Annotated in this window: 24 protein-coding genes and 1 tRNA gene; 20 read left to right on the top strand and 5 right to left on the bottom strand. The window is 71.2% G+C overall.

Features of this window, described 5'->3' with window-relative positions; translation table 11 throughout:
- Nucleotides 1-3: 3 nt before the first annotated feature.
- Entirely contained in the window at nucleotides 4-1326 is a 1323-nt protein-coding gene (locus SB754_RS10455; RefSeq protein ID WP_410782255.1) for a S8 family serine peptidase, read from the top strand.
- Between the two features lie 39 nt (nucleotides 1327-1365).
- Entirely contained in the window at nucleotides 1366-2784 is a 1419-nt protein-coding gene (locus SB754_RS10450) for an NAD(P)/FAD-dependent oxidoreductase (protein WP_410782254.1), read from the top strand.
- 79 nt (nucleotides 2785-2863) lie between these two features.
- On the opposite strand, the gene SB754_RS10445 is transcribed toward SB754_RS10450, so the two are convergent.
- On the bottom strand, nucleotides 2864-3712 hold the full coding sequence (locus SB754_RS10445) for an IclR family transcriptional regulator (protein WP_410782253.1): 849 nt from the start codon (nucleotides 3710-3712) through the stop codon (nucleotides 2864-2866).
- A 120-nt stretch (nucleotides 3713-3832) separates the two neighbouring features.
- On the opposite strand from SB754_RS10445, the gene SB754_RS10440 reads away from it, so the two are divergent.
- The 10 genes from SB754_RS10440 (at nucleotide 3833) to SB754_RS10395 (ending at nucleotide 14087) form a co-directional block, all read left to right on the top strand.
- Nucleotides 3833-4501 carry an ABC transporter permease gene (locus SB754_RS10440; protein ID WP_410782252.1) on the top strand — a complete coding sequence of 223 codons (669 nt, stop codon included), beginning with the start codon at nucleotides 3833-3835 and terminating at the stop codon, nucleotides 4499-4501.
- Nucleotides 4502-4547: 46 nt separating this feature from the next.
- On the top strand, nucleotides 4548-5561 hold the full coding sequence (locus tag SB754_RS10435; RefSeq protein WP_410783307.1) for an ABC transporter ATP-binding protein: 1014 nt from the start codon (nucleotides 4548-4550) through the stop codon (nucleotides 5559-5561).
- Nucleotides 5558-6331 carry an ABC transporter permease gene (locus SB754_RS10430; protein WP_410782251.1) on the top strand — a complete coding sequence of 258 codons (774 nt, stop codon included), beginning with the start codon at nucleotides 5558-5560 and terminating at the stop codon, nucleotides 6329-6331. The genes SB754_RS10435 and SB754_RS10430 overlap by 4 nt, the downstream gene beginning before the upstream one ends.
- A 61-nt stretch (nucleotides 6332-6392) precedes the next feature.
- Complete coding sequence (locus SB754_RS10425) at nucleotides 6393-7331, top strand: glycine betaine ABC transporter substrate-binding protein (RefSeq protein WP_410782250.1); 939 nt, start codon at nucleotides 6393-6395, stop codon at nucleotides 7329-7331.
- Nucleotides 7331-7897, top strand: a complete 567-nt coding sequence (gene fae, locus SB754_RS10420; RefSeq protein WP_410782249.1) for a formaldehyde-activating enzyme — start codon at nucleotides 7331-7333, stop codon at nucleotides 7895-7897. Before SB754_RS10425 ends, fae begins: the two co-directional genes overlap by 1 nt.
- 41 nt (nucleotides 7898-7938) lie before the next feature.
- On the top strand, nucleotides 7939-8871 hold the full coding sequence (locus SB754_RS10415) for an NAD(P)-dependent oxidoreductase (RefSeq protein WP_410782248.1): 933 nt from the start codon (nucleotides 7939-7941) through the stop codon (nucleotides 8869-8871).
- Nucleotides 8868-10346, top strand: a complete 1479-nt coding sequence (locus SB754_RS10410) for an NAD-dependent succinate-semialdehyde dehydrogenase (protein WP_410782247.1) — start codon at nucleotides 8868-8870, stop codon at nucleotides 10344-10346. The genes SB754_RS10415 and SB754_RS10410 overlap by 4 nt, the downstream gene beginning before the upstream one ends.
- Nucleotides 10347-10349: 3 nt before the next feature.
- Nucleotides 10350-11126 (top strand): SDR family oxidoreductase, encoded by a 777-nt coding sequence (locus SB754_RS10405; protein WP_410782246.1) that lies wholly within the window; start codon nucleotides 10350-10352, stop codon nucleotides 11124-11126.
- A gap of 43 nt (nucleotides 11127-11169) precedes the next feature.
- On the top strand, nucleotides 11170-12681 hold the full coding sequence (locus SB754_RS10400) for an FAD-binding oxidoreductase (RefSeq protein ID WP_410782245.1): 1512 nt from the start codon (nucleotides 11170-11172) through the stop codon (nucleotides 12679-12681).
- Nucleotides 12678-14087, top strand: coding sequence for an FGGY-family carbohydrate kinase (locus tag SB754_RS10395; protein WP_410782244.1), 1410 nt, complete (start codon nucleotides 12678-12680; stop codon nucleotides 14085-14087). The genes SB754_RS10400 and SB754_RS10395 overlap by 4 nt, the downstream gene beginning before the upstream one ends.
- Nucleotides 14088-14164: 77 nt before the next feature.
- Here the strand turns inward: SB754_RS10395 and SB754_RS10390 are convergent.
- Nucleotides 14165-14238, bottom strand: a tRNA-Leu gene (locus tag SB754_RS10390).
- 345 nt (nucleotides 14239-14583) lie between these two features.
- Here SB754_RS10390 and SB754_RS10385 point away from each other — a divergent pair.
- A complete protein-coding gene (locus SB754_RS10385) occupies nucleotides 14584-14955 on the top strand; it encodes a YchJ family protein (RefSeq protein WP_410782243.1) in 372 nt (123 codons plus the stop codon).
- 10 nt (nucleotides 14956-14965) lie between these two features.
- Here the strand turns inward: SB754_RS10385 and SB754_RS10380 are convergent, their stop codons facing one another.
- Nucleotides 14966-17215, bottom strand: a complete 2250-nt coding sequence (locus SB754_RS10380; protein WP_410782242.1) for a hypothetical protein — start codon at nucleotides 17213-17215, stop codon at nucleotides 14966-14968.
- A gap of 152 nt (nucleotides 17216-17367) precedes the next feature.
- Here SB754_RS10380 and SB754_RS10375 point away from each other — a divergent pair, with 152 nt between their 5' ends.
- From SB754_RS10375 to SB754_RS10360, 4 genes are read left to right on the top strand one after another with little or no spacing between them, the layout of a single operon-like run.
- On the top strand, nucleotides 17368-18009 hold the full coding sequence (locus SB754_RS10375) for a TetR/AcrR family transcriptional regulator (RefSeq protein WP_410782241.1): 642 nt from the start codon (nucleotides 17368-17370) through the stop codon (nucleotides 18007-18009).
- Nucleotides 18006-19262 (top strand): MFS transporter, encoded by a 1257-nt coding sequence (locus tag SB754_RS10370; protein ID WP_410782240.1) that lies wholly within the window; start codon nucleotides 18006-18008, stop codon nucleotides 19260-19262. Before SB754_RS10375 ends, SB754_RS10370 begins: the two co-directional genes overlap by 4 nt.
- Nucleotides 19262-20554: an amino acid deaminase/aldolase gene (locus SB754_RS10365; RefSeq protein WP_410782239.1), complete on the top strand. Its 1293-nt coding sequence runs from the start codon at nucleotides 19262-19264 to the stop codon at nucleotides 20552-20554. The genes SB754_RS10370 and SB754_RS10365 overlap by 1 nt, the downstream gene beginning before the upstream one ends.
- Nucleotides 20551-21864 carry a D-arabinono-1,4-lactone oxidase gene (locus SB754_RS10360; protein WP_410782238.1) on the top strand — a complete coding sequence of 438 codons (1314 nt, stop codon included), beginning with the start codon at nucleotides 20551-20553 and terminating at the stop codon, nucleotides 21862-21864. The genes SB754_RS10365 and SB754_RS10360 overlap by 4 nt, the downstream gene beginning before the upstream one ends.
- Before the next feature lie 111 nt (nucleotides 21865-21975).
- Here the strand turns inward: SB754_RS10360 and SB754_RS10355 are convergent, their stop codons facing one another.
- Together SB754_RS10355 and SB754_RS10350 are read right to left on the bottom strand one after the other, a co-directional pair.
- Nucleotides 21976-22863, bottom strand: coding sequence for a M48 family metalloprotease (locus SB754_RS10355; RefSeq protein WP_410782237.1), 888 nt, complete (start codon nucleotides 22861-22863; stop codon nucleotides 21976-21978).
- Between the two features lie 7 nt (nucleotides 22864-22870).
- Nucleotides 22871-23437, bottom strand: a complete 567-nt coding sequence (locus SB754_RS10350; RefSeq protein WP_018191575.1) for a LemA family protein — start codon at nucleotides 23435-23437, stop codon at nucleotides 22871-22873.
- 173 nt (nucleotides 23438-23610) lie between these two features.
- On the opposite strand from SB754_RS10350, the gene SB754_RS10345 reads away from it, so the two are divergent.
- Genes SB754_RS10345 through SB754_RS10335 form a run of 3 tightly spaced genes read left to right on the top strand, consistent with a single transcriptional unit; the run spans nucleotide 23611 to nucleotide 25817 of the window.
- Nucleotides 23611-24237: a TetR family transcriptional regulator gene (locus SB754_RS10345; RefSeq protein ID WP_410782236.1), complete on the top strand. Its 627-nt coding sequence runs from the start codon at nucleotides 23611-23613 to the stop codon at nucleotides 24235-24237.
- Nucleotides 24238-24270: 33 nt separating this feature from the next.
- Nucleotides 24271-25086 carry an ABC transporter ATP-binding protein gene (locus tag SB754_RS10340; protein WP_410782235.1) on the top strand — a complete coding sequence of 272 codons (816 nt, stop codon included), beginning with the start codon at nucleotides 24271-24273 and terminating at the stop codon, nucleotides 25084-25086.
- On the top strand, nucleotides 25083-25817 hold the full coding sequence (locus SB754_RS10335) for an ABC transporter permease (protein ID WP_410782234.1): 735 nt from the start codon (nucleotides 25083-25085) through the stop codon (nucleotides 25815-25817). The genes SB754_RS10340 and SB754_RS10335 overlap by 4 nt, the downstream gene beginning before the upstream one ends.
- The last annotated feature ends 170 nt before the right edge of the window (nucleotides 25818-25987 follow it).

Genomic DNA, 25987 nt, shown 5'->3' with positions numbered 1-25987 from the left:
ACCATGCCAGCGAGCGGCGCGCCGACGCACGGCGTGAGCAGGAGGGGCGTCTCGGCGACGGTACGCCGGCTCGCCGCCACCCTGTCGGTGGCCGCCCTGGCCTTCGCCGCCGCGATCGTGCCGGCGACAGCCGCCCGCGCCGATCAGGTGCGCGACCTGGAGTACTGGCTGAACGACTACGGCTTCGCGCAGGCGTGGAACACGACCAAGGGCGCCGGTGTGACCGTCGCCGTGATCGACACCGGCGTCGACGGCTCCGTGCCCGACCTGGCCGGCGCAGTGGTCGGCGGCACGGATGTGTCGGGCGTCGGCTCCCCGAACGGCCAGAAGCCGCTGGGCGACGGGGAGAGCTCCGCCCACGGCACGTGGGTGGCCTCCCTGCTGGCCGGCCGCGGCACGGGACCCGGGAACGGCGTGCTCGGAGCGGCGCCCGCGGCGAGCGTGCTCCCGGTCTCCGTCGCCCTCGGCAAGGCGATGGGCCCGGTGGGGAGCGACGAGCAGATCGCGCAGGGCATCCATTGGGCGGTCGACAACGGTGCGAAGGTCATCAACATGTCGCTGACCCGCAACACTCTGGATTGGCCGCCCAGCTGGGACGAGGCCTTCCAGTACGCGTTCGCCCATGACGTCGTCATCGTGGCCGCGGCCGGCAACCGCGGCAGCGGCACCAGTGAGGTGGGAGCGCCGGCGACCATCCCTGGCGTACTCACCGTCGCCGGCGTCGATCGCGCCGGGAAGGCGAGTTTCGACGCCTCGGCGCAGGGCATCACGATCGGAGTCTCCGCACCGAGCGAGCAGCTCGTCGGCGCCAACCCGGGTGGAGGCTACGTGCAGTGGGCGGGCACGAGCGGCGCAGCGCCTCTGGTCGCCGGTGCGGTCGCGCTGGTTCGCGCCGCGCATCCCGAGCTGAAGGCCGCGGATGTCATCGAGCGCGTCATCCGCACCGCGCGGCCGGCGGGCGGGACGGTTCCGAGCCCGATCTACGGCTACGGCCTGCTGGATGCGGCGGCCGCGGTGACCGCAACCGTGCCGCATGTCACGGCGAATCCGATGGGCGACCTCGGCGACTGGATCCGCATCCACCGCCGGGCCGAGTCGCCGCAGGCCACCGCGCCGCCCTCGAACGGGAATGCGCAGCCGGCTCCGGCCCCGGCGAAACTCGCCCCCGAGCACGCGGTACCATGGAGTCGGATCTTGTGGCCGCAATGGAGCGTCCTCACCGCTTTCTGGCTTCCGTTCGCTCTGATCGCCGGCTTCCTCGTCCTCGTCGCCCTCGGCGGCACGGGCGCGTGGCTGCATTTCAGGCGAACGCGCAGCAGGGAGTAATGTAGGCCCAAACTTATCGGTTAGAGGAGACGCATCACTGTGCCCAAAATCCTGATCGTCGGCGGCGGGTACGCCGGCTTCTACACCGCGTGGAAGCTCGAGAAGCAGCTCCGCCCGGGCGAGGCCGAGGTCACCATGGTCGACCCGCTGCCGTACATGACGTACCAGCCGTTCCTTCCGGAGGTCGCGGCCGGCTCCATCGAGCCGCGTCACGCGGTGGTCGCCCACCGCCGTCACCTGAAGACGACCAACATCATCACCGCGAAGGTCACGTACGTCGACCACGCGCGCAAGGTCGCGACCATCCAGCCGCCGGTGGGCGAGTCCTACGAGCTGGAGTACGACATCGTCGTGGTCACGGCCGGCGCCGTGTCCCGCACGTTCCCGATCCCGGGCGTCGCCGACCAGGCCGTCGGGCTCAAGAACATCGAGGAGGCCGTGTACATCCGCGACCGCCTCCTGACGAACTTCGACAAGGCGGCGACCCTGCCGGCCGGTCCGGAGCGCGACCGCCTGCTCACCGTGGTGGTCGTCGGTGGCGGGTTCGCGGGCATCGAGATCTTCGCCGAGCTGCGCTCGTTCGCCAGCGCGCTGCTGAAGCGCTACCCGGAGCTGTCGTTCGACGACACGCACTTCCACCTGATCGAGGCCATGGGCCGGATCATGCCGGAGGTTTCGCTCAAGACCAGCCACTGGGTGATCAAGAACCTGGCGGAGCGCGGTGCGCAGATCCACCTCGACACGCAGCTGTCGAGCGCAGTGGACGGCGTCATCCAGCTGTCGACCGGCGAGAGCTTCGAGACCGACCTGATCGTCTGGACCGCCGGCGTGATGGCGAACCCGACGATCGTCCGCCACACCGACCTCCCCATCGAGGAGCGCGGCCGCCTGCGCGTGCGCGCCGACCTGCGGGTGGGTACCGAGGACGAGATCATCGAGGACGCCTGGGGCGCCGGCGACGTGTCGGCCGTTCCCGACCTGACCGGCGCGGGCGTCGGCGGCTACTGCGTCCCGAACGCCCAGCACGCCGTGCGTCAGGGCAAGCTGCTGGCGAAGAACATCGTCGCCTCCCTTCGCGGCGAGCTGCCGCGCCAGTACTACCACAAGAGCCTCGGCGCGGTCGCCGGCCTCGGCCTCGGCATCGGCGTGCTCCAGTCCGGCAAGCTCGCGGTCAAGGGCGTCCTCGGCTGGGTCGCGCACCGCGGCTACCACGGTCTGGCGATGCCGTCGTGGGAGCGCAAGTGGCGCGTGATCTGGGGCTGGTGGAACAACCTGTGGCTCGGCCGCGACATCGTGTCGCTGCAGGCCGTCCAGAACCCGCGCGCCAACTTCGAGGAGTTCGCCGCCCGCCCGAAGCCGGCCGTCGAGGCCGCGCCCGAGGAGCCGGCGAAGAAGGCCCCCGCCCGCAAGAAGGCGGAGCCGGCCACGAAGCAGCCCGCAGAGGTCAGCGCGAAGTAGCGTCCGCTCTGAGCGAGGAAGGCCCGGTCCCCGAGGGGGCCGGGCCTTCGTGCGTCCTGCGGGGCGGGCGCTTCCGCCGTCAGGCCGCGCCGAGCTGCCGGGACAGGTCGGAGGCCGCCGCCGCCACGTAGCGGCCCAGCGCCTCCAGCCGATCTCCGATGCGGGCCTTGGGCGCGCTCACGTTCACGGCGGCGACGATGCGGCCGTTGAGGTCGCGCACCGGCGCCGACGCCCCCACCACTCCCTGCTCGAGCTCCTCGTCGAGCAGGGCGTAGCCGCGCGAGCGGATGCGGCCGAGCTCGCCGAGGAGGCTGTCGAAGTCCGTGACCACGGCCTTGTCCTCGGGCGGTGCGCTGAGGACGGAGAAGCCGGAGGCCGCCATCACGGGGTCGGCCGGTCCGACGATGGGCAGGTCCTGCCCGTGCTCGGCGTACCAGCGCTCCAGCGAGCCGGTGTCCCAGTCGCTGAGCAGCACCCTCCCGGAGGGGGTGCGCCAGGCGGCGGTCGTCACCCCCTCCCACCCCGTCGTCCGGAATTCGTGCGGGCTGAGCTCGCTGAGGATGGTGAGCACATTCCCCCCGCGGAGCACGCAGAGGTGGGTGGTCTCCCTGGTCGATTGGGCGATGCGCCGCAGGGAGGCGCGCGACTCGCTGACGAGGCGGCTCTCGGCGGTCCGCGCGGCGAGGGCGAACAGCCGTGCGCCGAGTCGGTAGGTCAGGCTGGACTCGTCGCGCTCGAGCAGCCCGGCGTCGGCGAGGGTCGCCAGTGTCCGCGAGACGACCGCTTTGTCGCGCCCGGTGAGCTGGGCGATCCGCAGGACCCCGAGACCGCGGTTCTGCATGGCCTCCGACCCTCCCAGCAGCTCCAGGATCTCGATGTCCCTGGCCAGCCCTGAGGCGTTCCGGCGCGGCTCTGCTGCTGACGTCATATCCGCACCCTAAAACTCTTGTTGCCATATGCACAACCACCATTGGCGAAATGGCATCCGCTCGCTCTATGGTGAGCGGGTACCACCCCGAAGCCCCTCAACGAAGAGAAGGGACGATGCATGAACGCAGGCTTCAGCTTCGGCTCGTTCGCAGAATTCCTCAGCGAACGCTGGAGCGACATCCTCGACCTCACGGGTCAGCATCTGGCCGTGGTCCTGATCTCCCTGGTGATCGCCATGGCCGTCGGCGTCCTCATCGGCGTCGTCGTCTGGAACCGCCCGGTGTCCCGGGCGACCGCACTCACCGCCGCCGGTATCGCGATCACGATCCCGTCGCTGGCCCTCCTCGCCCTGCTCTCGCCGATCCTCGGCCTCGGCTGGGGCCCGACGGTCGTCGCCCTCGTCTTCTACTCGCTGCTGCCGATCATCCGGAACACCGTCGTCGGCCTGCGGGAGGTCCCGGCGGAGGTCGTCGAGTCGGCCCGCGGGATGGGCATGGGCCGCGCACGCATCATGATCACCACCCAGCTGCCCATCGCCTGGCCGGTGATCATCACCGGTGTCCGGGTCGCCGCCCAGCTCACCATCGGCATCGCCGCCATCGCGGCGTACGTGGCTGGTCCCGGACTCGGCCAGTACATCTTCCAGGGGCTGTCCTCCATCGGCTCCCGGAACGCCATCAACTACGCCGTCGCCGGCACGGTCGCGATCATCATCCTCGCGCTCCTCGTCGACGGGGCGTTCATCCTCATCTCCCGCTACACCACCTCGAGGGGACTCCGTGTCTGAGCTCACCAACACCCCGGCGCCGGCCGAGGTCACCAACACCGGCTTCCTGTCCGCCCTCTCGCGCCAGTCCGCCGGCGTCGCCATCGAACTCGACGGCGTCACCAAGAACTATCCCGGCCAGGAGGCGCCCGCCGTCGAGGACTTCTCGATGCGGGTCGAGCCGGGCGAGCTGGTCATGTTCGTCGGCCCGAGCGGCTGCGGCAAGACCACGACCATGAAGATGATCAACCGGCTGATCGAGCCGACGTCCGGCAGCATCCGGATCGACGGCCAGGACGTCCTGTCGCTCGACCCGAATCAGCTCCGCCGGCACGTCGGGTACGTGATCCAGCAGATCGGCCTGTTCCCGCACCGCACGATCGCGGAGAACATCGCGACCGTCCCGCGCATGCTCGGCTGGTCGAAGGACCGCACGGCCGAGCGGGTGGACGAGCTGCTGCGGACCGTGCAGCTGGACCCGGCGACCTTCGCCCGGCGCTACCCGCGCCAGCTGTCCGGCGGCCAGCAGCAGCGCGCGGGAGTCGCCCGCGCCCTCGCCGCGGACCCGCCGGTGATGCTGATGGACGAGCCGTTCGGGGCCACCGACCCGATCACCCGCGAGCGGCTGCAGGCCGAGTTCCTGCGGCTGCAGGCGGACATCGGGAAGACGATCATCTTCGTCACGCACGACTTCGACGAGGCGGTCCGGCTCGGCGACCGCATCGCCGTACTCAGCGAGCGCAGCCGCATCGAGCAGTTCGACACGCCGGCCAACATCCTGGCCCGGCCGGCGAACGACTACGTCGCCTCGTTCATCGGGCAGGGCGCCGCGATCAAACGGCTGTCGCTCATCCCCGTGACGGATGCGCGGCTGTCGAACGCGGTCGACGAGCGCGCCCCGCGGATCGACGCGACGGCGACCCTCCGCGACGCCCTCGACCTGATCGTCCTGACCGGGAGCGGCACCGTCACGGTCGTGGACCCGGCCGGTGCCATCGGCGCCCTCGACCATGCCGCGATCTCGGCCGTGCTCGGTGTTCCGGCGGTCGGCGAGCCTGCGCGGCCGGGGGCGTCGCGATGACCGCCGCACTCGACTGGAGCACGACCCGGGTCAGTGCCGGGAAGCGCGTGGGCACCGTCGCCCGCAGATCGGCCGCCCCGGTGGTGGTCGTTGTGCTGGTCGGCCTCCTGTTCCTCTGGCTCTCCACCCTCCACCTGGACTCGATCGAGCAGCGCACGCTCAACCCGGAGTACATCAGCGCGCGCATCCGGGAGCACCTCGTGCTCACGATCGTCGCCTCCGCACTCGTCGCGCTCCTCGCGATCCCGGCGGGCATCGCCGTCCACCGGGTGCGTTCGCGCTGGTTCCGCGGCGTCGTCCTCGGCCTCGGGAACATCGGTCAGGCGACGCCGGCGGTCGGCGTGGTGATCCTGCTCGCCATCGTCTGGCAGACCGGCTTCGTGACCGCGCTGGTCGCCCTGGTCGCGTACTCGTTCCTCCCGGTGCTGCGCAACACGCTGATCGGGCTCGAACAGGTGAGCGGCGACGCGAAGGAGGCCGCACGCGGGATGGGTATGACGCCCGGCCAGGTGCTGCGGCAGATCGAGCTGCCGCTGGCCTCCCCGACCATCCTCGCCGGGCTGCGCACCTCGCTCGTCTTCTGCGTCGGCGTCGCCACCGTCGCGACGTTCATCAACGCCGGCGGCCTCGGCGACATGATCGTCAACGGCCTCAAGCTGCAGCGCTTCCCCGTGCTGCTCACCGGAGCGGTCCTCGTCGCCGCCATCGCCATCCTGATCGACTGGCTGGCGGGGCTCGTCGAGGACCTCGTCCGCCCGCGCGGAATCTGACCGCGCCACCCCTCCCCACTCACCACAACACCTGCACGAACCCGCATCCCTAAGGAGAACCATGTCCACCAAGAGGCACCTCTCGATCGTGGCGGTCGCCGCCGCAGCGGCACTGCTGATGACCGGATGCTCCGCCGGAGGCGCCGGAGCGTCCGGCAGCAAGGGCGACGAGCTGAAGGGTCTGACGGGCCAGATCGGCTCGAAGGACTTCTCGGAGCAGTACATCCTCGCGTACATCACCACGGACTTGCTCAACGCCCACGGAGCGAAGCTGGAGGCCAACACGAAGCTGGTCGGCTCGCAGAACGTCCGCCAGGCGCTCGAGAACAAGCAGTTCGTCGGCTACTGGGAGTACACCGGGACCGCCTGGATCACCTACCAGGGCAACACGGCGCCGATCACCGACCCGCAGCAGCAGTTCGACGCCGTGAAGAAGGCGGACGCGGCCAAGGGCATCGCCTGGCTCGACCCGGCGCCGCTGAACAACACGTATGCCTTCGCCATCCGCGCCTCCGAGGGGAAGAAGCTGGGCGTGAAGACGCTCAGCGACGTGGCGAAGCTGAAGACCAGCGACAAGACGTTCTGTATCGAGAGCGAGTTCTCCACCCGCGACGACGGCTGGCCCGGGCTCAAGAAGGCGTACAACCTCGACGTGCCGGACTCGAACGTCAAGATGCTCGACACCGGCATCATCTACACGGCCACCCAGAAGGGGCAGGACTGCAACTTCGGCGAGGTCTTCGCCACCGACGGCCGCATCAAGGCACTCGACCTGACCGTCATGAAGGACGACAAGAAGTTCTTCCCCGTCTACCAGGGCGCCTTCTCGATGCAGGACTCGATCCTCAAGAAGTACCCGGAGATCGCGGACATCCTCGCCAAGGTCTCGTCGAAGCTGACCACTGAGAAGATGCAGGAGCTGAACGCCAAGGTGGATGTCGACGGCGACGAGCCGGCGGACGTCGCCAAGAAGTTCCTGCAGGACGAGGGGCTGATCTGATGGCGGCGGACCTGTCCGCATCCCCGTCCGGATCCCCGCTGTCCTCATCCCCGCTGGCCGGTTCCGACCTGCGCATCGGCGAGAGCTTCGTCGGAGAGGGCGTGAACGCGGCCCACATCAACACCGTGGCCGGACCGCGCTCGGGTCCTGCCGGCGCGGCTTGGGCCTCCGCCCTCGCCTCGCCGAGCGCGGGGCACGTGCCCTTCGTGGCCGTTCTGGCGCCCTCCCTCCCGGTGAAGCCGCTCACGCTGTTCGTCACCAAGTCGGCGCCCGCCGGCGACGAGCACGGCCTCCTGATCTGGGGCCCGGCGCAGGCCGGTGTGGCCGCGGGCGTCGCCGACGCGGTGGCCCAGGGCGTCGTGCCGGCGGAGACGGCCGACACGGATGTCATCATCGCGGCCGTCTGGGTGAACCCGGGTGCAGACGACGCCGACACCGTCTACCGCAACAACCGCGCGGCGACCGCCAACGCGCTGCGCAACGGCGTGGCCGGCCTCCCGTCGCTCGACGACGTGCTCGCCGCACGCGATCGGCCGGCCAACCCCTTCTACACGGCTCCCGCCTGAGGCCGCCGCCACCTCGCGGCCGTTCACCAAGGAAAAGGAACATGACAGCACAGAACCCCACGGTCGGCTTCATCGGCCTCGGCAGCATGGGAAGCGGGATGACCCGCAACCTCCAGAAGGCCGGCTTCCCGCTGGTCGTCACCGACCTGCGACCGGAGGCCGCGGCCGAACTGATCGCCGGCGGCGCCCGCTGGGCGGAGAGCGCCGCCGCGGTGGCCCGCGAGAGCGACCTGGTCATCACGATGCTCCCGACGCCGCGCCATGTCGACGACGCCGTGAACGGTCAGAACGGCGTGCTCGCGGGCATCGCCGACGGCGGCACGTGGATCGACATGTCGACCTCCGTGCCGGAGGTGGCGAACGCCGTCCGCGTGGCCACCGCCGGCCGCGGGCTGCGCATCCTCGACGCGCCGGTCAGTGGCATGTCGTTGGGCGCTGCGACCGGGACCCTCCAGATCTTCGTCGGCGGGGAGGCGGAGGACGTGGAGCGGCTGCGCCCAGTCTTCGAGGCTATGGGCGACCCCGACCGCATCCTCCACGTCGGCGGGCACGGCGCCGGGTACGCGGTGAAGCTGATGATCAACCAGCTGTGGTTCTCGCACCTCGTCGCGACGGCGGAGGTGCTCGCGGTGGGCGTAAAGGCCGGGGTCGACCTGGCCGTGCTGCGCGACTCCCTGGTGGCGAGTCCCGCGAACAGCAACTTCGTGCAGAACGACGTGCTGTCCATCCTCGAGAACGGGGACTACGACGAGGGATTCGCGCTGGCGCTCGCCTGCAAGGACCTCGGCCTGTCGATCGACCTCGCCCGGTCGGTCGGCGTGCCCGTGGAGCTGTCGTCGCTGGTCGACCAGGTGTTCCGTCGCGGACGCGCCCAGTACGGGGACCGCGCGGGCGAGATGGCGCCGTTCAAGCTGTACGAGGACCTCATCGGCACGCCCCTGCGTCTCGCGACCGCCGACGAGGTCGTCCGATGACCGCCGAGCGCGACCTGCTGGACCGCATCCCCACCGGGCTGTTCATCGGCGGCGAGTGGCGCGCATCGACCTCGGGCGCCACCTTCGACGTGACGGATCCCGCCACGGAGCAGGTGCTCGCCCGGGTCGCCGACGCGACGCCGGAGGACGGCGACGCGGCGCTCGCCGCAGCGGACTCCGCCCAGCGCGAGTGGGCACGCACGGCGCCCCGCGAACGGGCCGAGATCCTGCGCCGCGCGTTCGAGCTGGTCACCGCGCGCGCCGACGACTTCGCGCTCGCCATGACGCTGGAGATGGGCAAGCCGCTCGCCGAGGCGCGCGGCGAGGTGGCGTACGGCGCCGAATTCCTGCGCTGGTTCTCCGAGGAGGCCGTGCGCGTCTCCGGGCGGTACGCCACCGCTCCGGACGGCGCGAACCGCCTCCTCGTGGTGAAGCGCCCGGTCGGGCCGTCGCTGTTCATCACGCCGTGGAACTTCCCGCTCGCCATGGCGACGCGGAAGATCGCCCCGGCGATCGCTGCCGGCTGCACGATGGTCCTGAAGCCGGCCGCGCTCACCCCGCTGACCGCGCTCCTGCTGACCTCGGTCCTGCAAGAGGCGGGACTCCCCGCCGGCGTGCTCAACGTCATCCCGACCACCCGCGCCGGGGCGGTGACCGGGCCGCTCATCAGGGACGCTCGCCTGCGCAAACTGTCCTTCACCGGTTCGACGGAGGTCGGCCGGCGTCTCATCGCGGACTCGGCGGAGCAGGTGCTCCGGGTCTCCATGGAGCTCGGCGGCAACGCGCCCTTCCTGGTCTTCGAGGACGCCGACCTCCCGGCGGCCGTCGACGGCGCGGTGCTCGCCAAGATGCGCAACGGGGGGGAGGCGTGCGTGGCGGCCAACCGCTTCCTCGTGCACGAGTCGGTCGCCGCAGAGTTCACCGCAGCGTTCGCCGAGCGGATCGCCGGCTACCGCGTCGGCCGCGGCACCGAGGAGGGCGTCACCATGGGCCCGCTGGTGGATGCCGCGACGCGCGACAAGGTCGAGTCGCTGGTCCAGGAGGCCGTCGCCGACGGTGCGACCGTGACGGTCGGCGGATCCCGGGTCACCGGCCCTGGCTACTTCTACCAGCCGACCGTGCTGACCGGCGTGCCCGCCGACGCCCGCATCCTGGGCGAGGAGATCTTCGGGCCGGTCGCCCCGATCACCACCTTCCGCACCGAGGAGGAGGCGATCCGGCTGGCGAACGCGACCGAGTTCGGGCTCGTCGCGTTCGTCTACACCCGCGACCTCAACCGCGGGCTGCGTCTCGCCGAGGAGCTCGACAGTGGCATGCTCGGGGTCAACGCGGGCGTCGTCTCCAACCCCGCAGCGCCCTTCGGCGGCGTGAAGCAGTCCGGCCTCGGCCGCGAGGGCGGCTTCGAGGGCATCGAGGAGTACCTGGAGACCCGGTACGTCGGCATCGCCGACCCGTTCGCGACGAAGGAGGCGTAGCCGGTGGAGCTCACCGACTTCAGCACGGCGCTGTTCTCGCTCGAGGGCAAGCGCGCCATGGTCACCGGCGGCAACGGCGGCCTCGGCCGCGCGTTCACGGTCGCGCTGGCGGCCGCCGGCGCGGATGTCTTCGTGCCCAGCCTGGCCGACGACGACGGGACGACCGAGCGCCTGGTCACCGAGCGCGGACGCCGCTACGCCTTCGCCGCCGCCGACATCACCGAGCCCGGCGTGCCGCAGCGTATGGTCGACGAGTGCGTCGCCACGCTCGGCGGCCTCGACATTCTGGTCAATTCGGCCGGGATCAACCTGCTCGACGACGTAGCCTCCTTCGGGCGCGACAAGTGGGACCCGATGCTCGCCGTGAACCTGACGGCCGCCTTCGAGTTCGCCCACGCCGCCGCCCGCAGCATGATGCCGCAACGCTCCGGCAAGATCGTCAACATCGCCTCGCTGTTCTCGTTCCTCGGCGGCAAGCAGTCTCCGGCCTACGCCGCCTCCAAGGCCGGCATCGTCGGCTTCACCAAGGCGTACGCGGACGAGCTGGGCGAGTACGGCATCCAGGTCAATGCGATCGCGCCCGGCTACTTCGCCACCGCGCTGACCGAGCGCACCCGGTCGGACGCCGCCGCCAACGCGCGCATCGTCGACCACGTGCCCGCCGGACGCTGGGGCGACCCCGCAGATCTGATGGGCGCGCTCGTCTTCCTCGCCAGTCCCGCCGCCGACTACGTCACCGGGCACACGCTCGTCGTCGACGGCGGCTACCTCCTCCGCTGACCGCACCTCCTCCTCCTCACGACTCGACCCAAGGGACCGACCCATGCCTGCCTCCCGCTCCGACCTCTCCCGCGACCAGATCGCCGAACGGCTCGTCGAGCTGCTCGGCGCTGACCAGGTCGACACCGACGACACCGCGCTCCGCGAGGCGAGCGTCGACCGGTTCAAGAAGTACACGGCCGTCCACGGCATCTTCGACGGACCGTTCCCCGCCGCCATCGCTTACCCGCGGTCGACCGGGGAGGCGGCCGCCGTCCTCCGGTTCGCCGACGAACACCTCGTGGCCGTCGTCCCGCGCACCGGCCGCACCGCGACCGAGGGCGGGCTGGAGACGGTGGTCGCCGACTCGATCGTGCTGGACGGGTCCCGGATGGACGCCGTCCTCGACGTGAACGAGACCGACATGATGGTCACCGTGCAGTGCGGCGTGCCGCTGCAGGAGCTGGAGGACCGGCTCCGCGAGCGCGGACTGACCACCGGCCACTCCCCGCAGTCGAAGCCGCTCGCGCAGTACGGCGGCCTCACGGCGACCCGGTCGATCGGCCAGTTCTCGACCCTCTACGGCGGGATCGAGGACATGGTGGTCGGGCTGGAGGCCGTGCTGGCGGACGGCACGGTGACCCGGATCAAGAACGTGCCCCGCCGCGCCGCCGGCCCCGACATCCGGCACCTGGTCATCGGCAACGAGGGCGCCCTGTTCTTCATCACCGAGGTCACCGTCAAGGTGTTCCGCTTCCAGCCGGAAAACTACCGCTTCTTCGGCTTCCTGGTCGACGACTTCGCGGCGGGAGTGGAGGCGCTGCGCGAGCTGATCACGCAGGGTTACCGTCCCTCCGTCTGCCGGCTGTACTCGCCGGAGGACGCCCGCCAGCACTTCGCCGACTTCTTCGACGGGAGGAACGTGGTCGTGCTCGTCGCCGAGGGCCCGGAGCGGATCGCCGACGCGACCGCCGCCGGGATCGAGGACCTCTTCACGGCCCCGACCTTCACCCGGGTCCCCGACGACCGCATCCGCGCCTGGTTCGACGACCTCAACTGGGGCCAGGACAAGATCGACGCCGAGAAGCAGCAGATGCTCCACACCCGGCACCTCGGCTACACCACCGAGGTGTCGGTCGACTGGTCCCATGTCGACGACCTGTACCGGGCGGTCATGGACCGGGTCCGGACGTCGTTCGACCGCGCCGGCGACCTCACCATGCTGGGGGCGCACTCGTCGCACAGCTACCAGACCGGCACCAACCTGTATTTCGTCTACGACTACGACATCCACTGCGACCCGCGCGACGAGATCGAGCTCTACCACAAGCCGCTCAATGCCATCATCGTGGAGGAGGCGCTGCGGTTAGGGGGCTCGATGGTGCACCACCACGGAATCGGCAAGTACCGCACCGACTGGACGGCCGAGGAGCACGGCTCCGCCTACGAGCTGCTGGTCCGGCTGAAGGCGGCGCTCGACCCGAACGGGATCATGAACCCGGGCACCATCCTGCCCCTCGATGCTGTGCAGGTGGAGGCGGACCGGGACGGCGCGCTACAGAACGAGCGCGCGTGACCTCCTACGTCGTCGCGATCGACAACGGGTCGCAGAGCACCAAGGTGCTCATCGTCGACGAGCAGGGCGCCGTGCACGCCTCCGCCCGCGTCGGGCTGCTGCCGTACGCGCATCCGTCCCCCGGACGCGCGGTGCATCCGGGCGACGACGTCTGGGACTCCATCCGGGCCGCCTGCCGGATCGCGCTGGACCGGTTCACCGGCGACCGCGGCCGGATCGTCGGCGTCGGGCTCTGCACCATCCGCTTCTGCCGGGCGATGCTCACGGCCGACGGCGAGCTCGTGGAGCCGATGCTGAGCTGGATGGACGACCGCGTCGGACGGCCGTACGAGCGCGACGACGACCGCGTGGCCCGGCTGACCACCTCCTCCGGCTACATCGCGCACCGCCTCACCGGGCGCTTCGTCGACACGGCCGCCAACTACCAGGGCGTCTGGCCGATCGACCAGGCGACGTGGCGCTGGTCGGCGGACCCGGAGGCGTATGCCGCGACGGGGATGCCCCGCGAGCTGCTGTTCGACCTGGTCGACCCCGGCGACCTGCTCGGCGCGGTCACCCCGCAGGCGGCCGACGCGACCGGCCTCCCCGCGGGCCTTCCGGTGTTCGCCACCGCCAACGACAAGGCCGTGGAGGCGCTCGGCGCCGGCCTCTCGCGGCCGGACCAGCTCCTGCTCTCGCTGGGCACCTACATCTCGTCGATGACCGTGGCAGGTGAGCCGGGGGCGGGGGAGCGGCACTGGGTGAACTTCGGGTCGCGGCCCGGGCAGTACCTGGCCGAGAGTGCGGGCATCCGCCGCGGAATGTGGACGGTCAGCTGGTTCCGGTCGCTGCTCGAAGGCGCCGGCGTCCGCGACGACGCCATGTACGACCTTGAGGCGCGTCTGGACCGGGAGGCCGCAGCCCTGCCGCCAGGGAGCGAGGGCGTGCGTGCCGTGCTCGACTGGCTGGCACCGGCCGACGCGCCCACCCGCCGCGGCGCGCTCCTCGGATTCGGCGGACCGCAGGGCCGTGCCCACATCTACCGCGCCCTGCTCGAGGGCATCGCCTTCGAGATGGCGGACAACGCGGACGACATGGCCGCCGAGCTGGGCCTCCGGTTCAGCGAAGTGATCGTGACCGGGGGAGGGGCGCGTTCGGGCATCCTCCCGCAGATCGTCGCGGACACGACCGGGCTCCCGGTGCGTCGTGCTGCGATCGACGACGCCGCCGGTCTCGGCGGGGCCGTCTGCGCGGCGGTCGGGTCGGGGATGCACCCCGGATGGGATGCGGCGCTCGCCGCCATGGTCCGCCTGGGCGACCCGGTCGAGCCGTCCGCCGACGCGCCCGCCTACGCCCGTCTCCGCGGCGCCCACCGGCGGGCCCGGGCCGGGGTGCGCGCGCTCAGCGAGCAGCTGGCCGCGCAATAGCGGGCAGCATCGGGAGACGCCGGCGGTCCAGTCGGAGATAATGAGCTCCGGAGGTTGGCGGCGAATGCACCGACCAGTACCCCCAGTGGGACTCGAACCCACACTCGGGCGAGTTTAAGTCGCCTGCCTCTACCGATTGGGCTATGGGGGCGAGCGGCGAGCGCGGTCGGCGACCGGTCAGCGGTCGCGGTACGGCGACCTGATCATCTGCACGATGGCCGCCAGGGCGATGATGCCCCCGACGACGACGACGAGCCCGATGAAGCCGATGAGCAGACCTTCCATACCCTCAACGCTACACTGTCGCGGCCGCGCGGCGCGTCTGCGAAGACCCTCAGCCCATCCCAAGTGCTCGCCCAACCTCGTGTCCCACACTGATCTGGACACCCTTTCTGGTGAGGTGTCCCCCCGGCCCGGCCGGTGCCCGAGATCCCCCCGACGCGGCGCCCGGCCGGGTCTTCACGTTCCGCCTCGCGGCGAGGGTTAGGCTCGACCGGTGACCACCCGGTGCCCGTGCCTCAGCGGCGAGACCTACGACGCCTGCTGCGGCCCCGTCCATCGCGGAGAACCCGCCCCGACCGCCGAGCGTCTGATGCGGTCGCGCTTCAGTGCGTTCGCGCTCGGCGACGAGGCCTACCTGATGCGGAGCTGGCATCCGTCGACCCGGCCGTCCGAGCTCGTGCTCGATCCGGGTCTGCGCTGGTACCGGCTCGACATCGAGCGGACGGAGCGCGGGGGCCCGTTCGACCGCGACGGCGTGGTCGAGTTCACCGCCCACTTCACGGGGTCCGAACGGGGCAGCCTCCACGAGGTGTCCCGGTTCGTCCGGGAGGGCCGCGACTGGTTCTATGTGGAGGCCGTCGCCTAGTTCACGACGGCTACGGGAGGCTGCGGTCGAGCGCGGGCGCCACGTACCGTTCCCACAGCCACACCGCGACACTCGTCGCCGCGAACCCCACGGCGACGCCGACGATGACGATGACCCCGACTCCCCGCTCCATCAGGGAGACCACCGGCAGGAGCAGCGCGAACAGGACGGTGTAGACGACCAGGCTGAGACCGGCCCATGCCCAGCGCGACCACCGGGCGATGGCCCGTCCGGCCAGGCCGCCGATCGGCAGAAGCATCACGGACGCCGACCCGATCCCGGTGAGAGCGAGCAGGGTGACGAGCTCGACCAGGAAGACGCCGGACACGGTGGAGGGGGTTCCCACCACGGCGAGGGCGAGCCACGCGAGCACGCCGAGGGCGGCGACGGCGGAGACCTGCAGGGCGGCGATCCGGCCGCGCGCCACGCGACCGGCGTGCGGCACTGCGGCGAGCCCGAGCACCAGGGCGAACAGCAGCGCGGGGGAGAGCCCGAGGAGGCGGGAGCCGACGGAGGCCACCGCCACGACGACGAGGAACCCCGGGCGGAGGACGAGTCGCGGCGCCGGGAGGCGCAGGTGCGTCGCCAGCCCGCGCCCGGCGAGCAGCCAGACGGCGTTGACGGCGACGACCGCGATCGCGACCGCCAGCAGGACGACCGGATACATCGCCGCGTCGGGCACCGGAGTCGAGAGGGTGATCAGCAGCGCGGCGGTCGCACCCGCGGCGGCCATGGACCAGAAGCGGACACCGGTCACCGCAGAGGCGACGCCGCGGAGGGAGGACGGCCGTGCCGCGGACCCGGCCGGCTCGGGCGTGCGGCCGAACAGCGCCGAGGCGTCCGAGACGTCCGATCGCGGCCGGTTGCGTCCGAACAGGGACGACCGGCCGTGGGTCCCGCGCTCCGACCGTCCGCGGGCGAGCGCCGCGGCCAGCAGCCGGCCGGGCAGCACCAGAAGCAGGAGGGCCGCGGCAGCAAGGCCGGCGGAGCGCACCCACTCCGGGAAAGCGGCCACCGACACCGTCGGCGCGACGGCGGAGGTGAACGGTGCGTCGATCCACCCTCTGGTATCGGGGTGCGTCGGTCCCGCCGGCGGGACCGCTCCGGGCGCCGCGGGGGCGGGAGCGGTCGGCGTGGGCTCCGGGCTCGGTGTCCGGCTGGGCGAGGGGGTCGTCGCCACGCCCGGTACGGCGACGGTCACCGCCACCTGATTGCTGCCGGCGCTGACATTGCCGGCCGCGTCCCGCTGCAGTGCGGAGAGCGTGTAGGCGCCGGCATCGAGGACCCCGGGGCACGACCATGCGCCCGCGACCACCTCCGCCGTGCAGACCACCGCCGCGCCGCGGCCGGTCTGGGCGTACAGGGTCACGTGCGCGCCGGTCTCGCCTGCTCCGCCGAAGACGACGGGAGAGCCGGCCGGCTCGGCCGTGCCGGCAACCGGCACGGTGATGCTCGGCGCTCCCGGCGCCGTCCGGTCCACGGCGACCGTGACCGGTCTGCTGGCGGCGGAACGCTGCGCGGAGAAACCGGCGACCTGGGTCGCGGTGACAGTGTGGCGGCCGTCGGAGAGGTCCTCGCTCAGGACGCATCCCCAGTTGCCGCCGGAATCGGCGGGGAAGGTGCAGGTCGCGCCGGTGTCGGCTGTCATCGTCACCTGGGCGCCGGGGTAGGCCGTGCCGTGCACAGCCCCGGTGGTCGACACGACCCCGTCGCCCGCGATGACCGGCGGGTGGAGGACGTCGACGCGGCCGCCGGCGGATCCGCCCGACGAGCGGGACTCGGCGCGGACGGCGACGCCCCGGCCGTCGGGCAGGGAGGCGAGGCCGCAGCTCCAGCGCTGGGCGTCGTCCACCATCGCCTGGCAGCTCTCGGCGGCGCTGGGAGTGGAACCACCGGACACGGCGACGACGTCGCCGGGCGTGCCGGTGCCGGAGATCCGGAGCGGGAAGGAGGTCACCAGACCGGAGGGAAGATCGTCGAGCGTCAGCGGCTGCGCGGTCGGCGGCGGCGACGGTGTGCTCGACGGAGGCTGTGTGTCGGCGGGTGAGGAGGACGGCGGTTCGGTTGCGGTGGCGCTCGGTGAGGCGGTGGCGCTCGGTGAGGCGGTGGCCCTCGGTGAGGCGGTGGCGCTCGATGCGGCGGTGGCGGGAGGGGCGTTCCCGATCAGTCCGATGGCGCTGAGCAGCAGTGCGGCCAGGGCGGCGACGGTCGCGAACGACACCAGCCCGATCGACCCCCGTGGCCGGACTGGTGGTGGCATGTCACTCGAAAATCCCCGCATTCACCCCTATTCCAGGGGGTGTCGCAGGCCCGTGTCAAACGGATCGCCGGGATTTGCGGCATACTGACAACTGGGACGAGTGTCCCACTTTCTCCCGCGCGACGGAGCGCGGCAGAGCCTCAGGAGTCCGGATGACGCGCATCCCGGTGGCAGACCGGCGTATGGCGCTGGTGCAGGCTGCGCTCCGCCTGATCGCCCGCGACGGTGTCGCCGCCGCGACCACGCGCCGGATCGTGGCAGAGGCCGGGATGCCGCTGGCCAGCTTCCACTACGTCTTCTCGTCGCGCGACGAGCTGATGGGCGAACTGATCGAGGCCGCGGTGGAGGGCGAGCAGCGCGACCTCGCGCCCGTCCTCACCGGGGAGCCGGACGGGATCGCCATGCGGGACGCCCTCCGCGCCGGGCTGCAGCACTACTTCGACGGTGTCCGCGCCGACCCCGACCGCGAGAAGGCGATGTTCGAGCTGACCCAGTGGGCTCTCCGCGAGCCGGGTTTCGAGCCGCTCGCCCGCCGGCAGTACGCCCGATACCACGAGGTCGCCGCGCATGCCGCCGTCCAGGCGGCCAGACTCACCGGAAGCTCGTGGACCCGCCCGATCGACGAGGTCGCCCGCATTCTCGTCTCCCTCACCGACGGTCTCACCATCGCCTGGCTGGTCAGCCGCGACGACGCCGCCGCGGCCGCCACGATGGATGCGGCCGCCGACGCCCTCGCCACCCTGGCGACACCTCTCCCCACCCTCACGCCCCCGCAGAAGGCAGGCAGTCGATGACGAACACCTCCACTCCGGCCGTCTTCGCCGAACCGGTCCGCAAGGTCCCGGGCCGGTGGATCGCCCTGTTCGCCATCGCCTGGCTGGGGGTGTGGATGGCACAGCTCGCGCCCATCCAGAAGCTCCTGCCGGACCAGGTCCAGACCCAGCTGCACACGACGTTCTGGGTGGACAACGTGCTCGCGTTCGGCGTGATCTCCGGGATCTCCGGGGTGTGCGCGATCGTCGCGTACCCGCTCACCGGCGCCCTCTCCGACCGGACCACGAGCCGGTTCGGCCGCCGGCGGCCGTGGATCGCGGCCGGCGCGGTGGTCTTCGCCGTCTCGCTGGTGCTCCTCGGGCTCCAGACCAGCATCGTCGGGATGGGCGTGTTCTGGTCGCTCGCCCTGACCGGGTTCTGCATCCTCACCGCGGCCCTCACAGCGACGATCAGCGACCAGGTCCCGGTGGATCAGCGCGGGTACGTCAGCGGCTGGATCAGCGCGCCGCAGGCGATCGGCATCATCCTCGGCGTCGCGCTCGTGACGTACGTCTTCGTCGGGGCGCTCCTCGGCTACACCGCCATGGCGGTGCTCCTCGTCCTGCTCGTGCTGCCGTTCCTGTTCCTGCCGGATGCGGTGCTGGCTCCCGAGCTGCGGGAGCGGATGTCGGTTCGCGGCGTCGTCGAAGGGCTCTGGATCAGCCCGCGCACGCATCCCGACTTCGGCTGGACCCTGCTCAGCCGTGTGCTGGTCAACTTCGGCAACGCCTTCGGCACGTCGCTGCTGCTGTACTTCCTGGAGTTCGGCCTGAAGGATCCGCACGCCGACGACGACCTGCTCATCCTCATCCTCATCTATACGGTGTTCGTGATCGTCGCGTCGCTGGTCCTCGGCCGGCTCTCCGACCGGCTCGGGCGGCGCAAGGCGTTCGTCTGGGCGTCGTCCGCCGTGCAGGGCGTCGCGGCGCTGCTGCTCGCCTTCGTGCCCGACCTGTCCGTGGCCTTCGTCGCGGCGGCACTGCTCGGCGTCGGCTACGGCTGCTTCCTCAGCGTGGATCAGGCGCTCGCCACCCAGGTGCTGCCCGATCCGGAGACCCGCGGCAAGGACCTCGGCATCATGAACATCGCCCTGGCCGTGCCGCAGGCGGTGGCGCCGCTGTTCGGCGCTCTGATCGTCGCCGCGCTGGGCGGCTTCGCCGGGCTCTTCGTCCTGTCCGCCCTGTTCGCGTTCGCGGGTGCGCTCGCGGTCGCCCGAGTGAAAGCGGTGCGCTAGTGACCGACCTCCACCTCGCCACTCCTCCGTCCGCCGCCGAGCGGACCTGGACCACGCCGGACGTGTTCTGGCCGTCCTTGTCCGCGGCGACGGCGCAGCTCGACCCGCCGCTCGCCGTGCTGCACCTGCCTGCGCTCCGCCACAACGCGCACGACATGCTGCGCCGCGCAGCGGTGCCAGAGAGTCGGCCGGCGAAGACGATCAGGGTCGCCTCGAAGTCCGTCCGGATCCGCTCGGTCATGGATGCTGTGCTCGCCCTCCCCGGTTATGCCGGCGTGCTCGCGTACACGCTGCCGGAGGCGCTCTGGCTGGCCGAGGGGGACGCCGAGCACCCGCCGATCGAGGATGTCGTGGTCGGGTACCCGACCGCAGACCGTGCCGCGATCCGGCGCCTCGCCGCCTCGCCGGAACTGGCCTCCCGCGTGACGCTGATGGTGGATTCGCTCGCTCATCTGGACTTCATCGACGCGGTCGTCCCGCCCGGCGGGCGGGAGACCATCCGGCTGTGCCTGGAGCTCGACTCGTCGTGGCAGGCTCCGGTGCTCGGCCACGTCGGCGTGTACCGCTCACCGCTCTACTCGGCCGCGGCGGTTCGGGAGGTCGCCGCCGCCATCGTGAAGCGCCCCGGCTTCGCCCTGGTCGGGATGATGGGCTACGAGGCTCAGATCGCCGGGCAGGGAGACAACCCGCCGGGCAAACCGGCGTGGGGCGCGACGCTGCGCTGGGTGCAGAAGAACTCGCGCGAGGAGCTGCTCGGCCGCCGCGGCGAGGCCGTCGCCGCCGTGCGCGCGATCGCCGACCTGGAGTTCGTGAACGGCGGCGGCACAGGGTCGCTGGAGTTCACGGTGTCCGACGACTCGGTGACCGAGGTCGCCGCGGGCAGCGGCCTCCTCGGAGGACACCTGTTCGACACGTACCGGGGGTTCCGCCCGGCGCCTGCGGCCTCCTTCGCCCTGTCGGTGGTCCGCAGGCCAGGCCCGGAGACGGCCACCCTGCTCGGCGGCGGCTGGATCGCCTCCGGACCGCCCGGACCCGACCGGATGCCGAAGATCGAGTGGCCGACGGGCCTCTCGATGGTCGCGCGCGAGATGGCCGGCGAGGTGCAGACCCCGGTGACCGGCGCCGCGGCGGGCGTGATGCGGATCGGCGACCGGGTGTGGCTCCGGCACACCAAGTCGGGCGAGCTCAGCGAACACGTCGACGGCTTCCACCTGGTGGATGGGGTGGATGGCCGTGCGCGGGTCGTCGGGGAAGTGGCGTCGTATCGCGGCGACGGCACGGTGTTCCTGTGACGGCTGTCGGCGGCGTGTGGCGCAACTGGGGCCGCACCGAAGCGATCCGGCCGCAGCGCGTGGAGCGGCCGTCGAGCGCGGAGGCCGTGCAGCGGGCCGTGCAGGCGGCGGCGCGCACCGGGATGCGCGTCAAAGCGGTCGGCGCCGGCCACAGCTTCACGGGCATCGCCGTCGCGCCGGGAGTGCAGCTCGACCTCGACGACCTCAGTGGCATCGTGGATGTCGACCTCGAGCGCGGACGGGTCACGCTCGCCGCCGGGTCGCGCCTCCACCAGCTCCCGCACCTCCTCCGCCAGCATGGCCTCGCGCTCGAGAACATGGGCGACATCGACCGGCAGAGCATCGCGGGAGCGACGTCGACCGGCACGCACGGGACCGGCGGTTCGTTCGGCGGGCTCGCCACCCAGATCGTCGGCCTCACCCTGGTGACGGGGGAGGGCGAGCTGCTGCGGATCGACGAGACGCAGAACGCCGGGCTGCTCCCGGCGGCGCGACTCGGGCTCGGCGCGCTCGGCGTGATCGTCGACGTGACCCTGCAGTGCGTGCCCGCCTTCCTGCTGCAGGCGGTGGAGCGGCCGGAGCCCCTGGCGGCCACCATGGAGTCGTACCTGGAGCGGTCGGCCGCCGAGGACCACTTCGAGTTCTACTGGTTCCCGCACACCGAGACTGCGCTCACCAAGACGAACACGCGGCTCCCGTTGACCGCGGAGCGGAATCCGCTGACCCGCGCGGGACGGTGGGTCGACGACGAGCTGCTGGCCAACGGCCTCTATCGCTGGGTCTGCGCTCTGGGAACGGTCGCCCCGGCGATCATCCCGCCGTTCAGCCGGCTCGCGCAGCGCGTCACCGGGAACCGCGACTTCACCGACCACGCGCCCCGCGTCTTCGTCACCAACCGCGGGGTGCGGTTCCGTGAGATGGAGTACGCCCTCCCGCGCGAAGCCGTGCCGGCCGCGCTCGGCGAGGTGAAGGCGCTGATCGAGCGGCGCGGATGGCGCATCTCCTTCCCGATCGAGGTGCGCAGCGCGGCCGCCGACGACAACTGGCTCTCGACGGCGTACGGGCGCGAGACCGGGTACATCGCGGTCCACCGCTACTACCGAGAGGACCAGCGCGAGTACTTCGCGGCGGTGGAGGAGATCATGGTCGAGCACGACGGCCGCCCGCACTGGGGCAAGCTGCACGGCCGGGATGCGGAAGCCTTGCGGACGGTCTATCCGCGCTTCGACGACTTCCTGGCCGTGCGCGACCGCCTCGACCCCGAGCGCCGCTTCGAGAACGCCTACCTCCGCCGCGTCCTCGGTCCCTGACGCGCGGCGCCTCTCGCTTGCGCCGAGTGGTGAGTAGATGTCGCAACTCGGCGCGGATAGGGACAACGACTCACCACTCGATCGCAGCCGAGCGGAGGGGAGGGGAGGCGGCTAGAAGGTGCTGCCCATCTCCTGGAGGCGCTCCACGCGCTCCGGGATCGGCGGGTGGGTCGAGAACAGGCGCGCCATGAGGCCCGGCTTCAGCGGGTCGTTGATCCAGAGGTGCGCCATCGACGAGTTCTGCTTCTGCATCGGCCGGCCGTACGCCTCCAGCTTGAGGAGGGCGCTCGCGAGCGCATCCGGGTGCCGCGTCGTCATCGCGCCGGTCGCGTCGGCCAGGTACTCGCGCTGGCGCGACACGGCGAGCTGGACCAGAGTCGCCACGAGGGGCGCGACGATGGCGGCGATCAGGCCGAAGACCAGGACGACCGGATTGCCGCCGCCGTTGTTGTTGTTGTTGCGGTTGCCGCCGAAGAAGGCCATGCGCAGGAAGATGTCGGCGATGAAGCCGATCGCGACAGTCAGGCCGAACACGATCATGCTGAGCCGGATGTCGTAGTTGCGCACGTGCCCCAACTCGTGCGCCATCACGCCCTCGAGTTCCGCGTCGGTCATGATGTCGAGCAGCCCCGTGGTCGCGGCGACAGAAGCGTGCTGCGGGTCGCGGCCGGTGGCGAACGCGTTCGGAGCCGGGTCGTTGACGATGTAGACGGCCGGCATCGGCGTTCCGGTGGTGATCGAGAGGTTCTCGACCACGTTCCACAGCCGCGGATTGTCGGCCTTCTGGATCGGGATCGCGCCCGACATGCTCAGTGCCTGGCTGCTCGCCAGGTAGTACTGGAACAGCGCGTAGAGGATGGCCCCGACGAGCACCACGACGAGGATCGTATAGCTCTGGTAGAGGAACGACGCGAGCCAGCCGAGCGCACCGATGAGTACCAGGAACAGCAGGATGATGAAGACGGTGTTGCGCTTGTTCCTGGCGATAGCCCTGTACATCGACGCCCTAGAACTGAACGCGCGGAGGTTCGGCGATCGCGGCGAGGTTGTCGACCTCGAAGAACTCGCGTTCGGTGAACCCCAGGCGGCGGGCGAACAGGTTGTTCGGGAACACCTTGATCTTGGTGTTGAATTCGCGGACGCCGCCGTTGTAGAACCGGCGCGACGCCTGGATCTTGTCCTCGGTGTCGACCAGGTCGGCCTGGAGGCGGAGGAAGTTCTGGCTCGCCTGCAGCTGCGGGTAGGCCTCGGCCACGGCGAAGATGCTCTTCAGCGCGGTCTGCATGTGGTTCTCGGCAACGGACGCCTCACCCGGCGTCTGCGCCGAGAGCGTCTCGGCGCGCGCCTGGGTCACCGACTCGAAGACGCCGCGCTCGTGGGCGGCGTACCCCTTGACCGTCTCGATCAGGTTGGGGATGAGGTCGGCGCGGCGCTTCAGCTGGACCGTGATGTCGCTCCACGCCTCGTCGACACGGACCTTGAGGGTGACCAGCGAGTTGTAGGTGGCCCACAGATAGATCCCGATGATCGCCACGATGACGACGACGATGATGACCGGAATGAGCCATTCCATGTTCGCAGAACTCCTTGTGCCAGGCGCAGGGTCGAGTGGATGCGCAGCTCACATCCTAGCTTCGGCCGTCCGGCTCCGACCGCGTTCCCATCACACTCGAAGCAACCGCCTGGACGACGGAAAGGCGAGCGACCGGTGGCCGGACGTCCGTCCGCCGGGTGGACAATGTCCTCGTGAGCGAACTCGCCGAACGCCGCCGTCCCGGCCGCCCGCGCAAGCAGCGGGGGGAGGGCTCGGCGCGTGCCGGCATCCTCCACGCCGCCGCCGACGAGTTCGCCGAGCGCGGCTACGAGGCCGCTTCGCTGCGTGCGATCGCCCGGCGCGCGGGCGTCGACTCCGCATTGGTCCACCACTATTTCGACGGAAAGGCCGACCTGTTCGCCGCGACCCTCGAGGCGCCCCTGCGACCGGACCGCGTGCTGGATGTGGTGCTGGCCGGGCCCCGCGAGGCGGTGGGAGAGTCGCTCGTGCGCTACCTGCTGGAGCAGCTGGATGACGAGAAGTCCGCGCGGCGGATCGTGGTCATCCTGCGGACGGCGCTGAGCAGCGGGCCGGGGGCGCGGATGATGCGGGAGTTCCTGACGCGCGAGGTGCTCGCCAAGCTCGCCGCGCTGACGGACGCGCCCGAGCCCCACCTCCGGGCGGAACTCGCAGCGTCGCAGCTGGTCGGCGTCATGGTCACGCGCTACGGGCTGCGGCTGGAGCCGATCGCCGGCGCGTCCGCGGATGAACTGGCCAGGAGGGTCGGACCGGTGATCCAGTGGCACCTCTTCGGGGAGCCCGGTTCACCTGTCTCTTGACGCACCGCGTCCTCTGCGCGAATAATTCAGCACATGATGAATTTGTCGGAGGCGGTGGAGCCCGCCGTGATGATCGAGGGACTGCGGGTGCGGCGGGGTCGCACCGACATCCTCCATGGGCTCGACCTGCACATCCCGCGCGGGCAGGTGGTCGGACTTCTCGGCCCCAGCGGATGCGGGAAGACCACCCTGATGCGCTCCATCGTCGGGGTGCAGAGGGTGAAGAGCGGGACGGTCTCGGTGCTCGGTCAGCCCGCCGGCTCCTCCGCGCTGCGCCACCGGGTCGGTTACGTCACCCAGGCGGCCAGCGTGTACGACGACCTCAGCATCCGGCAGAACCTGGACTACTTCCGTCGAGTGCTCGGCGCGGGGAGGGCGGACGTCGACCGCGCGATCGCCGCCACCGACCTCGGCGATCAGGCGGGGCGGCTCGTCTCCAGCCTGTCCGGCGGTCAGCGGAGCCGCGTCTCCCTCGCCGCCGCGCTCCTCGGCTCGCCCGACCTGCTGGTGCTCGACGAGCCGACCGTCGGGCTCGATCCGCTGCTGCGCGTCGAGCTGTGGGGGCTGTTCCACCGGCTCGCCGAGTCGGGCACCAGCCTCCTGATCTCCAGTCATGTGATGGATGAGGCCAGCCGCTGCGACCGGCTGATCCTGATGCGGGAGGGTGCGGTGCTCGCCGACGCGACCCCGGACGAGCTGCTCGCCGAGACCGGTGCTGCGGATGCGGAGGGAGCGTTCCTGGCGCTGCTGCGCCGCCATCGCGCGCGCCATGCGGTGGAGGGCGCGGACGCGGACGCAGGCGCGGAGGCCGGCGAGGCGACCATCGTGGATCCGGAGGACGTCCGATGAACCCCGTGCGCACGCTCTCCACGGCCGGCCGCGTGCTGAACCAGATCCGTCATGACCCGCGCACCGTCGTGCTGCTGCTCGTCGTCCCGGCGCTGCTGGTCGGTCTGGTCGCCTGGATCTTCACGGACACCCCGGTCTTTCAGACCATCGGGCCGGCCATCCTGGCGCTCTTTCCCTTCATCGTGATGTTCCTGGTCACGTCCATCACGACGCTGCGCGAGCGGCGCACCGGCACCCTGGAGCGTCTGCTGTCGATGCCGCTCGGGCGCGGCGACTTCATCCTCGGCTACACGCTCGCGTTCGGCCTCCTCGCCGTGCTGCAGGCGTTGATCGCGTCGGCGTACGCGATCTGGGTGTGCGGGCTGGACGTGAAGGGCGACCCCTGGCTGCTCGTCGCCGTCGCCGTGACGGATGCGGTGCTGGGAAGCACGCTCGGGCTGTTCGCCAGCGCCTTCGCGCGCACCGAGTTCCAGGTGGTGCAGTTCATGCCGCTGCTGATCTTCCCGCAGATCCTGCTCGGCGGGATCTTCCTCCCGCGCGACCAGCTGCCCGACGGCCTCCGCCAGTTGAGCGACTGGCTGCCGCTGTCGCACGCCGTGGATGCGCTCAACGCGGTCGCCGGGGACACCCACGACGCGGCCTACGTCGGCGGGCAGCTGCTCATCATCGCGGCCTTCGCGGTGGCGGCGGTCGTGCTCGGCGCTCTCACTCTGCAGCGCCGCACGGCGTGAGGACCGGGCCCGCGGGAGGTGCGTGCGCTATTCCGCCGTGCTGCCCTCAGAATCCGTGGCGGTCGACCTCATGCTGTCGTTTCGGGACGTCAACCAAGCACGCAGGGGGGCGTCCTTCGCCGCGGCGGGCTCACCTGGAATGGACTTCCGCGCGACGGCGCGAATGAATC

Origin of the sequence: Leifsonia sp. SIMBA_070 (assembly GCF_046534635.1) — a bacterium.
Classification (GTDB): Bacteria; Actinomycetota; Actinomycetes; order Actinomycetales; family Microbacteriaceae; genus Leifsonia.
The sequence above is the reverse complement of the archived record's forward strand: the minus strand, read 5'-3'. Positions and strand labels throughout refer to the sequence as shown.